9 protein-coding genes are annotated in these 7992 nt (G+C 58.8%); 6 read left to right on the top strand and 3 right to left on the bottom strand.

Annotation, left to right across the window (positions count from 1 at the left end):
- The 6 genes from Q0L62_RS12685 to Q0L62_RS12660 form a co-directional block, all read left to right on the top strand.
- Positions 1-993: aspartate aminotransferase family protein (locus tag Q0L62_RS12685; RefSeq protein ID WP_296680409.1), on the top strand; the 993-nt coding region annotated here is incomplete at its 5' end.
- Entirely contained in the window at positions 990-1916 is a 927-nt protein-coding gene (gene argF, locus Q0L62_RS12680; protein WP_296680406.1) for an ornithine carbamoyltransferase, read from the top strand. The genes Q0L62_RS12685 and argF, both read left to right, overlap by 4 nt.
- The gene (locus Q0L62_RS12675; protein WP_296680404.1) at positions 1913-2821 is read left to right on the top strand and encodes an Hsp33 family molecular chaperone HslO; all 909 of its coding nucleotides are present in this window, start codon (positions 1913-1915) and stop codon (positions 2819-2821) included. The genes argF and Q0L62_RS12675 overlap by 4 nt, the downstream gene beginning before the upstream one ends.
- Positions 2822-3001: 180 nt before the next feature.
- A complete protein-coding gene (locus Q0L62_RS12670; RefSeq protein ID WP_296680402.1) occupies positions 3002-3352 on the top strand; it encodes a hypothetical protein in 351 nt (116 codons plus the stop codon).
- 40 nt (positions 3353-3392) lie between these two features.
- On the top strand, positions 3393-4091 hold the full coding sequence (gene queC / locus Q0L62_RS12665; protein ID WP_296680401.1) for a 7-cyano-7-deazaguanine synthase QueC: 699 nt from the start codon (positions 3393-3395) through the stop codon (positions 4089-4091).
- Positions 4092-4110: 19 nt separating this feature from the next.
- A complete protein-coding gene (locus tag Q0L62_RS12660) occupies positions 4111-5691 on the top strand; it encodes an MFS transporter (RefSeq protein WP_296680398.1) in 1581 nt (526 codons plus the stop codon).
- Between the two features lie 10 nt (positions 5692-5701).
- On the opposite strand, the gene Q0L62_RS12655 is transcribed toward Q0L62_RS12660, so the two are convergent.
- The 3 genes from Q0L62_RS12655 to Q0L62_RS12645 all read right to left on the bottom strand — a co-directional run.
- The gene (locus Q0L62_RS12655; RefSeq protein ID WP_296680396.1) at positions 5702-6223 is read right to left on the bottom strand and encodes a superoxide dismutase family protein; all 522 of its coding nucleotides are present in this window, start codon (positions 6221-6223) and stop codon (positions 5702-5704) included.
- Between the two features lie 86 nt (positions 6224-6309).
- The gene (locus tag Q0L62_RS12650; protein WP_296680394.1) at positions 6310-7389 is read right to left on the bottom strand and encodes an OmpA family protein; all 1080 of its coding nucleotides are present in this window, start codon (positions 7387-7389) and stop codon (positions 6310-6312) included.
- 205 nt (positions 7390-7594) lie between these two features.
- On the bottom strand, positions 7595-7992 hold a 398-nt coding region (locus Q0L62_RS12645; protein WP_296680393.1), incomplete at its 5' end, for a DUF2793 domain-containing protein.

The raw sequence follows: 7992 nt of genomic DNA, 5'->3' as shown, positions 1-7992 counted from the left end.
AACCTTTACGGCAGCCCGCAGGGTGAACGCCTTGCGCAGCGGCTAGTCGACCTGTCGTTTGCTGATACGGTGTTCTTTACCAATTCGGGTGCCGAAGCCGTCGAATGCGCAATCAAGACGGTACGCGCATATCACCAGTACGCCGGTGACGAGAACCGGTTCGAAATCATCACTTTTAAAAACGCCTTCCACGGCCGGACAATGGCGACGATCAGCGCATCCAACCAGGACAAGATGCACAAGGGCTTCATGCCGCTGCTGGCCGGGTTCAAATATGTCGATTTCGATGATCTGGAAGGTGCCAGGGCGGCGATCGGACCCAATACGGCAGGCTTTCTGGTCGAACCGGTGCAGGGCGAAGGCGGCATCCGCCCGGCGTCTGACGCGTTCATGCAGGGACTGCGTGCCTTGGCGGACGAAAATGGTCTGCTCCTCGCGCTTGATGAAGTGCAGTGCGGCGTCGCCCGGTCGGGTACGTTTTATGCCTATGAGCAATACGGGGTTGAGCCAGATGTGCTGGCCACTGCCAAGGGCCTGGGTGGAGGTTTCCCGATCGGCGCTTGCCTTGCCACTGAAAAGGCGGCGCGGGGCATGGTGATCGGCGCCCACGGATCAACTTATGGCGGCAATCCACTGGCCATGGCAGCGGGAGAGGCGGTGCTCGACGCGGTCGCCAATGACGAGTTCCTGTCGCAAGTCCGCGCCAAGAGCGACCGCCTGCGCAGCCGCCTTGAACAGTTCATCGGAAATTACCCGGATTTGTTCGAACTGGTACGGGGCAAGGGGCTGATGCTGGGCGTCAAGATGAAGATGGAAAGCCGCGGCTTTGTGGCGCACCTGCGCGATAACCACCAGTTGCTGACCGTTGCGGCGGGCGATAATACGCTGCGACTTGTTCCGCCGCTGGTGATCGAAGACGCCGAAATCGACGAGTTCTTCAACAAGCTGTCCGCCGGTGCGGCTAGCTATCAGCCGCCCGAGCCGGTCCAGTGACCCGGCATTTTCTGGACCTGTCGGATGCCGGCGGGGATGCCTTGGCTGCGATGCTGAACGATGCCCGGGCGCGCAAGGCGGCTCGCGCATCCTGGCCCAAAGGGCGCGCAGATCCTGATGCGCCTTTGGCCGGGCATGTGCTGGCGATGGTGTTTGAAAAGAATTCGACCCGAACACGTGTCTCGTTCGACATGGCAATGCGCCAATTGGGCGGATCGGCAATCATCCTCGAAGCCGGCTCGACCCAGCTGGGCCGCGGTGAAACGATCGCCGATACGGCCCGGGTGCTGAGCCGGATGGTCGATGCGATCATGCTGCGCACCGATGATCATGGCAAGATCGAGCAACTGGCCGCCCACGCCGCTGTGCCGGTCATCAACGGACTGACCGATGCCTCGCATCCGTGCCAGATCGTCGCCGACCTGCTGACTATCGTGGAACACGGCAAGGCTTTGCCCGGACTCGAAGTCGCGTGGCTTGGTGATGGCAACAACGTGCTCAGCTCGATCATCGAAGCGGCGGGGCTGCTTCGCTTCAATGTGCGGATCGGGGTACCGGAAGGATTCGATGCCGAACCGGCGTTCATTGCCGCGGCACGCGCCCGCGGGGCAAAGATCACCGTATGCCGCGATCCCCACAAGGCTGCTGCAGGTGCCGATGTCGTCATCACCGATACCTGGGTGTCGATGGGCCAAAGCGGGGCAGATGCCCGTATCGCCGCAATGACGCCGTATCAGGTTGACGCGGCGCTGATGGCGCATGCCAAGCGCGATGCGGTATTCCTCCACTGCCTGCCGGCGCACCGCGGCGAAGAGGTGACCGACGAGGTTCTGGACGGTCCACAATCCGTGGTCTGGGACGAGGCGGAAAATCGTATCCACGCGCAGAAATCCGTTCTGCTGTGGGCGCTGAAAAAGCTGTGAGCGCACCCGAGCACATTGCCGAAGGCGAAACCGGATATGACCGGGTGCTGGGCTTTACCATTCCCGAGCGAAACGGCCGCGGCCGAGTGGTGCGGTTGGGGCCGGTGCTTGAAAAGATCCTTGGCGCTCATGATTATCCGCCGCCGATCAAGCATGTCCTGGCCGAGGCCTTGGTTGTTGCTGCATTGATCGGGTCGCTGCTGAAGGATGACGAAGGCCAGCTGACAATGCAGGCGCAAACCGAAAGCGGCGTGGTAGATTTGCTCGTTTGCGATTATCGCGGCGGCGAATTGCGCGGTTATGTGCGCTTTGATGACCAGCGACTGGGTATGATCGGGGTCAACCCGTCATTGTACGCGCTGTTCGGGCAAGGTTACCTGGCGATCACTTTTGATATGGCGACAACCGGACAGCGGTATCAGGGAATTGTCCCGCTGGAAGGCACCTCGCTGGCCGAGGCGTGCCAGAATTATTTCGCGCAAAGCGAGCAGGTTCCCACACTGATCCGGGTGGCCGTCCGGTCCGATGCCCAAGGCTGTGTGGCCGGAGGCTTGTTGGTGCAACATCTGGCCGAAGGCGAAGAGGGTCGCGAGCGCCTCCATGTTCGGCTTGATCACCCCGAATGGGAACATCTGGCTGCCCTTGCAGGGTCAATCCGTCATGACGAACTGGTTGATGCAGATCTGTCGCTTGAAGCCCTGACCTGGCGCCTGTTCCATGAAGAAAAAGAGGTCCGGGTGGAAACAGGCCGGCAACTTTCACGCGGGTGTCGATGCAGCGTTGCCCACTATGCCGCCGTCATCGGCAACTTCCCGGAAGAGGACCGAGCTGAAATGCGCGACGAAACGGGAATGATCGTGGTCGATTGTGCGTTTTGCTCAAAACAGTTCCAGATCGAAGCGTGAAACTCATTTCATCGACGTTATAACACGCTTTGTCGTAACCCGTCGCTATGATACAAGGGTGATGAAAGGAATCGTGCGCACGAAACTGCGTAGAACGATCGTGCAGAGATCACCATGCGTGTAAGACACCCATTCAGTCGCGGACTTTCGGTAATTTTTGCCGTTGTCGTTTTTGGTGTCGTGCCAGCCAGCGCGGATGGGCAGAACGCCGGCGTTCTCGATTCCATACAGTCAGGCAACTGGGAGCTGCGTTTACGCGAACCGGGTGCAGAGCCGAAGCTGATCTGCGCGATGAGCGGGCGCAATTTCATTCAACTGCGCCACAGCAGCGATACGTGCGACCGTTTCGTCGTGAGTCAAAGCGATACCGAAGTTGTGATCCAGTATACGTGTCGCGGTCACGGGTACGGGCGGACGCGCATACTGCGCGAAACGGGGCGACTTCTCAAGATCGATAGCCAGGGCATTGCCAACGGTTTGCCGTTCGAGTTTACCGCCGAAGCCAGGCGCGTGGGCGATTGCGGCGGTTGATCGGGTTGCCATAGCAACAGGCAAACGCTAGCCGCAGGCCATGACTATCAACACTGACGCATCCCAGAAACGCGCGGTTGTACTGCTGTCTGGCGGACTGGATTCCATGGTCACCGCAGCTCTGGCGAAGGAAGCCGGATTTGCAGTCTACGCGCTGACGATTGATTACAACCAGCGTCACCGGATCGAACTCGACGCCGCGAGACAGATTGCCGGAAGTATCGCAGCGGAGCGCCATGTCGTATTGCCGCTCGATCTGCGGCAATTTGGCGGATCAGCGCTTACCGCCGATATTGACGTTCCGAAGGGCGGCGTCGGCTCGGACATTCCGGTGACTTATGTGCCGGCACGTAATCTGGTTTTCCTGTCCCTGACGTTGGCCTGGGCCGAAGCAATCGATGCGCGCGACGTGTTCATAGGCGTAAACGCGCTAGATTACTCAGGTTATCCCGACTGCCGGCCGGAGTTTATCGCTGGATTTGCGGATTTGGCGCGCCTCGCGACGAAAGCCGGAGCGCAGGGTCAGGCTTTTGCTGTTCATGCCCCGCTGCAGTTTATGGGCAAGGCGCAGATCGCTCAGGAATGCGTTCGCTTGCAGCTTGATCCAGCCATGAGCTGGTCGTGCTATGATCCGTCAGCCGCCGGTATTGCTTGCGGGAAATGCGACAGCTGCCGTTTACGCCGCGAGGGTTTTGAAAAGGCTGGGATTATCGACGCAACACGCTACGCTGCTGACTGACAATCGGGAGATGGACGGCGTGGCGGATAGCGAACAAGCAGTTTCTGCGCAGGGCAAGGCTAATGGCTATTCCTGGTATGTGTTGTCCGTTCTTGTCGTCGTATACATTCTAAACTTCATCGATCGTCAGATTCTCAGTATCTTAGCCGTCGATATCAAGGCTGATCTGGGACTGACCGACAGCGACCTGGGGTTCCTGGGCGGAGCAGCATTCGCTGTATTTTACGCGCTGTTTGGTGTTCCCCTTGGCCGACTTGCCGATAACTGGCACCGCGTGCGACTGCTGTCGCTAGGTCTTGCTGTCTGGTCGACCATGACTGCTCTCTCTGGCTTTGCACGCAACAACGTGCAGCTTTCGCTTGCCCGCATGGGTGTAGGAGTTGGCGAGGCAACGGCCAGCCCGACCGCTTATTCGCTTATTTCCGACTATTTCCCCAAGCGTCAGCGGGCCACGGCACTCGCGATATACTCTTCGGGATTGTACATCGGGGGCGGGGTCTCATTGTTGATCGGCGCGAAGATCGGGCAGTTGTGGAATGCAGCCTATCCCGGGGGCGGACCATTGGGTCTTGTGGGATGGCAAGCCGCCTTCATGGCGGTCGGGGCACCCGGCCTTCTTATGGCCTTGTGGGTTTCAACGTTGAAAGAGCCGATTCGCGGCGCAATGGACGGCACACCCAGCAAGGGGTCGATCACACCGTTCCGCGATTTTGTGGGCGATTTGATGAGCATTGTGCCGCCCTTTACCGTCATCGGAGCGTTTCGACGCGGCCCGGCGGCCCTGGCCATAAACATTGCCGTAGCGGCAATTGCAGCCTTGTTGGCCTGGGCGATGGTGCGGGTCACTGGCAACGCGCTGCAATGGCCGGCAATCGGTCTTGGCTATTACGCGGTGTTTTCGTGGGCAAGCTCGCTTCGGGCCCGCGACCCAGCAACGTTCCGTCTGATTTGGGGAACGCCGGCATTCATCTGTACAACCCTGGGATACAGCCTGGTTTCGCTGGTAGCCTGGGCGTTGGGTTTTTGGGCCGCACCCTATGCTGAAAACGTGCTTCATCTTCCGCGTCAGGAACTGGCGTTTGTGCTCGGCGCCAACGGCGCTGTCAGTGGCTTTCTCGGTGTGATAATCGGTGGGCGCGTTGCTGATTACCTGCGGTCGCGCAATCCTGCTGGACGCATCCTGGTAGTCATGTTCGGTGTCATTGCGCCGATCGCACCGTTGTGGATTGCCTACACGACGACAAACGCGGTCCTGTTCTACGCGATGAGCTTTCTTGCGGGCATGTTCGGCGCTGCCGCCCTTGGCGCTGCCGCCGCTACGACGCAAGATCTCGTGCTTCCGCGTATGCGCGGAACGGCAACCGCGGCGTTCTTCCTTGGGACGACCTTGGTTGGTCTTGCCTGGGGACCCTATCTGGTGGGCCTGATTTCGGACATGACCGGTTCAATCGTCGATGGAAAGCCGGTTGGCGACCTGCGTACAGGTGTACTATCCCTGATCGGGGTCGCTCCCATTGCGATGGCAACGCTGGTTTACGCTTACCGCAGCGTGCCAGATGCAGAAGCGACGTTGGAAGCGCGCTCAGGCGAAAAGGCCTGAATAAACAGTCCTAGTTGCGCTTTAGAACACCGCACGCAATGCGCGCGCCGCTGTTTCCGCTCGGGTCGGTCTTGTAATCATCGGCACCAGAATGCACGATTATGGCCGTACCGTCGGCGTCAAACATCGCAGCTTCGGTATCAGCGCGTGTACCTTTGAGCTGCACGCTTATCGTTCCGGTACCGCTTGCATTGATTGAAAGGTTGGGAAGGTCGCCCAAATGGCTGCCGTCCGGGTTTGCCGTACCATGCTGATGATGGTCAGGATTAAGATGTGCCCCAGCTGATGAGAATGTTGGCGCATCGCATGATCCCACCATGTGCAGGTGCATGCCGTGAGCGCCTTGCGGCATGCCAAAAGCTGCCAGTGAGATGTTGATCTGGTCACCGCCCGCGGTCACCAACGCTTTGCCCGCAGGTGCGCCGTTAGAAAGCGCCAAGTCAGCTATAGCAATAGCTTGGGTCGGTACACTTCCCAGAGTCGTACACGCTGAAAGCGATGCTACGAAACCAACAGTAACCAAACGTTCCACGGTTTTTTCCTTTCGCTTCCATCATTGTGAAACGAAAAAGGGGCCGGATTTCTCCGGCCCCCCAATCGTTTTCTGCGTAGAGCAGATTACATGCCCGAACCCGGACCGTAGGTGATTTCCACCCGGCGGTTCTGCAGTTCGCGAACGCCATCGGCGGTCGGCACGCGGTTGTTGCTTTCACCAAAGCCCTGGCTGGTGATCGCGCCATCCGGCACGCCGTGCGACGAAAGGTAGCCACGAACCGAGGTGTTACGACGTTCAGAAAGACCCTGGTTGTACTGGGTTGAACCCGAACGATCGGTATAACCAGCCAGCATGATCGGCACGTTGGTGCAGTTGGCATAAGCCGTGACAGCACTGTCGAGGATCGAAGCCGCTTCCGGCGTGATGTCCGACTTATCCCAGTCGAAGAACACGATATACGGACCCTTGTTGCATTCCACCGGCGGCGGCGGAGGCGGCGGGGGCGGCGGAGGCGGAGGCGGAGGGGGCGGCGGGGGCGGCGGAGGCGGAGCAACCGGCGCACCGAAGTTGTAGCCAAGCGTCAGCATCAAGGAATGCGAACGGAAGCGCGTACGGATATTGTTACCCAGCGCGTTGACCAAATCATTATGCGACTGGTTGTAGAAGCGATACTTCAGACCGATGTCGACATTATCGCTGAGCGGCGCACGGATACCGGCCAAGGCCTGCCATGCAAAGCCAGTGTCGGAATCAACCAGATCATAAGGATTAGGCTTGGGCAGCAGAACGGCGTTCTTCACCCGGCCAACGCCGACACCGCCACCAACAAAGCCCTGCAGGCCATCGTCAGAGCCGAAATCGAGCAGGCCATTCATCATGAAGCTAAGTGCTGAGGCTCCGCCACCGGTGCTTGCATCATCAAACGTGGTGCTGGGCGATTTGAAGCCGTTTTCTTCCGCACGGCGGTAGCTAGCTTCTGCTTCAAGACGGAAGGCGCCGAAATCGTAACCGACAATACCGCCGAAGTCATAACCTGTCTTCAGATCAAGAACACCAAGCTGGTCACGACCAGCAAAGTTTTCAATGTCTTCAACAATCATGGCACCAGCGTCAGCTTCGACGTACCATGAATCATCGCGGGCGACTGCCGGCGACGCTAGGGCAGTGGAGGCTAACGCCATCCCAATGACCAGTTTGCGCATTTTGGATTTCCCCTTTTTGGATTAGAGCCACCGAGTACAATTCACCTAACTTGATAGAGTTCCCGAAGCAAGCGCTCAAAAGCAGCAACCTGTTGCACAAATGTCGCGATTCTTAATCTCTGCAACTACAGATTTATGATTAAAGCCGTCGCTCAGTGCGTTCAAGGCCGATTAGATCATAGTCGGCGCAAGTTTGAAACCAGCATCAAGCGGGATAGATCCCGACAGAAGCAAGGCTGGCGATGATCTGAACTATCGTTTCGCGCGCTTCGCTGTCCACTGTAGTTCCGCCGCTCGGAACAGTGGGTCGGTCAGGTGCAATCCAGCCATCACTGTAAAGCAATTCCTGCCCGGTAGCACGGTTGTAAGCGCGCAGACCGTCGCGGGGGATAATGTAGAACCAGTTGCCGGACTGACGGGACGCAATCTGCCCATCTTTCCCGCTCCATTCGCCGCCTGCTTCGGCGGCCACAAGCCAGGCAAGCCCATCGGCTATGTTCGCCGGAGGAGTCGGTGCAGACGCTTCGACAGCAAGGTGCACCAACGTGTCGAGCCGGCAGGAAGTTTCATTGACGAACGTTTCCTTCTGCGCCTGACCGGCGA

This window comes from Novosphingobium sp. (assembly GCF_024642085.1).
Taxonomy (GTDB): domain Bacteria; phylum Pseudomonadota; class Alphaproteobacteria; order Sphingomonadales; family Sphingomonadaceae; genus Novosphingobium.
This window is presented reverse-complemented; position numbering and strand designations above follow the sequence as displayed.